This is a genomic window from Sphaerisporangium sp. NPDC088356, from assembly GCF_040685555.1.
Lineage (GTDB): Bacteria > Actinomycetota > Actinomycetes > Streptosporangiales > Streptosporangiaceae > Sphaerisporangium.
This window is the reverse complement of sequence record NZ_JBFBIK010000250.1, coordinates 1-2,546: the sequence shown is the minus strand read 5'-3', so window position 1 is coordinate 2,546 and position 2,546 is coordinate 1. Positions and strand designations below refer to the sequence as shown.

Genomic DNA, 2,546 nt, shown 5'->3' with positions numbered 1-2,546 from the left:
TGGAAACCCTTTGGGGGCGGCATGCGGACGGCAGCACCTTGGTCCATGGGGATATTCGTCCAGACAACCTGCTCATCACCACGAGCGACAGAACCGGGTTCGTCGTGGACTGGGCTCAACCGTGCCAGGGCGCCGCCTGGCAGGACATCACAGACCTCGTACCCCACCTGATCATGGCCGGCAACACTCCGGGAGCCGCCGAAAAGGCGCTGGCCGGCGCCCGGGCCTGGGATCTCGTTCCTTCAGACGTGATCACCAGTTACGCGGCCGCATACGCCGGCTACTGGACTCGCATGAGCCGGCAGCCCGCACCGCCAGGAGTACCGAACCTACGCAACTACCAGCGCCGGGCAGCAGCCGCCGCCATCGCTTGGACGAGATACCACACTGGATGGTAGGCCCGGTCACCTGTCACTCCAACCGGGCAGCCGACCAGGGCCAACCCGGCGCAGGCGACCGGCGTCTCACTGGCTGCTGAAGGCGGAGGTCGCCGAGGTGGCGGCCGCGACGACGCTCGCCATCATCCCGCGAGCCTCGCGCAGTTCGGTCTGAGAACCGGTGGGCCAAACAAGGGGTTGTGGGTCAAGGTCATAGGTGGCGCGCCCTACAGGATCACCCTCCCGACCTGCACCGCACCCCTCCGGCCCGTCGGTCGTCCCCGACCCGTGCGTGGCCGACCCCGATGGGCGATCGTGAGTGAGAGGTATCGACACGCCCTCCACCATTCACCGACCGGCGGTGATGCGCAAACCCTTGGCGATCACCCCGAAGCCGGAGCGACGCTGGCAGAAAGGAGTTATCGGTTCTGCTACGTCTGGGGCTGGACGTTTGGTACTCGGCGTGTGACTTCGGTGTTCGCCAAGCGGTCGTGAAGTGTTCGGCCGTCGGGGTCGAGGAGCGCCCACAGGACGTCCACGATGAGAGCGAGCGGCCCGGCGACCGGTGTGAACACCAAGAGCGGAAAGAGCAGCGTACGGAGGGCCATCCTTCCCGCCATCGGCCGCACTGGTTCCCGTGCGTAGACGAGGCGGATCCGCAGCAGTCGCTTGCCCGGCGTCTGTCCCCACAGGCTGTGTTGCCCCCAGAAGTACAGAAAAATCGCAGACAGGGCGATCAACCGGTCGGGATCTACGCTGACCAGGGAGAGGCCCAACGAGTTCAAGAGTCCCCAGGTCGGGTGGATCGAGGGGGAGCTGTCGATGCCGGTCAGGAACAGGATGGGTGGGATGGCGAAGGGAAGGGTCACGACAACGATGGTGTAGTCCACCAGTAGCGCCACCAGTCGGCGCCAGGTCACACCGGTCGATGTAGCAACCGCCGACCGTTCCGAGGAGGTGGCGGCGCTCGTCATCCTGGTGGCGAGGAGGACGAGCGTGGCGGCGCCCAGGAGACAGAGCTGGGTGCTTCCCCAACTGCTCATCACTGTGGTGAACCACTCGGCACTGAGGATAGGGATCAAGCCGCCACAGCCGTCCGGAGAGGCGTAGGCGGGGGTAGCCGGTTCGATGACCGCGATCAAAATGAGAAGGCCTGCTGTTAGGCGCCCCACGCTCCGTGCATCCCTGCGCCCCAGGCAGGCGAGAAATCCCACCAAGACCAGCAGCGCGGGAACGGCCCACGCCTCCACGTTCTGCATGATCGCATCAAGATCGCCTCGCAGGGGATTCAGCGGTGAAGTCTCCCATGGTCCCCAGCCGATGCAAGCGCGGAACTCGTCCCCGCCGGTCTGGAGCCGAAAGCGCCACTCCTCCCACGTCGGGAAGGCAGCGACGGCCGTTGCCACCATCCAGATCCATAACGCAGGTCTCGACAACTGGGGGAAGTTCGACAAGGCGGTCCTTCCAAAGATTGGGCACACACCTTAGCGATCTCGGTACAGGATGCGCTGATGGCCAAGCGTGGTTCACCCCGCTCTTCGCGCTCAACGCCAGCGCCCCGGCTACCCAGGTGTCAACGGCCAAGTGCGTGTGGGTCTGGCCCACTTTCCGTGATCGCGTTGGTCAGTCTCCGAGCAGGACACGGATGCGGAGGAGGTCTGGGTTGGCGCGTCCGAACATGACCCTCTTGATCATTTTGATGCGGTTCACGTTGCCCTCGACCGTTCCTGAACTGTGGGGCAGAGTGAGTCCGGCTTTGACGGCGGTCCAGTCGCGCCGCAGTCCGGTGGCGAACGCGCGGAGTTCTCGGGCGGGGCTGGCTTCAGCGCGCTCGGTCCATGCCTCGAGGTCCTTGCCGCGCAGTTGGACGAGCATCTCAGCGAACTCGCGGGTCAGCGTGGTGACGGAGGCTAGTTCGGGACAACGGTCGTTGATTCGTTGGAGCTTGGCCAGGTCCTCGGCGGTGTTCTTTTCGGGGCGGGTGACGATCCAGCCGGTGACCTCGCGTACTTTCGGTGCCGGCGGCTGCGTCGCTGCGGCGGTTGAGGCCCGCAACTGGGCGGTGAGCCTGCGTAGGGTGCGTTTGCTGCCGAGGAAGCCGCGACTGCGGAGCTTTGAGGTGCTCCAGAGATTCCGGACATACCGCCCGATAGGGTGGTAATAGTCCGA

At 65.2% G+C, this 2,546-nt stretch carries 3 protein-coding genes; 1 reads left to right on the top strand and 2 read right to left on the bottom strand.

All coding sequences use genetic code 11. The features are described 5' to 3' along the window. A partial coding sequence (locus AB0O34_RS36620) for a phosphotransferase (RefSeq protein WP_363923575.1) occupies nt 1-398 on the top strand: 398 nt, incomplete at its 5' end. A gap of 410 nt (nt 399-808) precedes the next feature. Here AB0O34_RS36620 and AB0O34_RS36615 read toward each other — a convergent pair. Next, entirely contained in the window at nt 809-1,786 is a 978-nt protein-coding gene (locus AB0O34_RS36615; RefSeq protein ID WP_363923573.1) for an RDD family protein, read from the bottom strand. A gap of 214 nt (nt 1,787-2,000) precedes the next feature. Beyond that, nucleotides 2,001-2,546: transposase (locus AB0O34_RS36610; RefSeq protein ID WP_363923571.1), on the bottom strand; the 546-nt coding region annotated here is incomplete at its 5' end.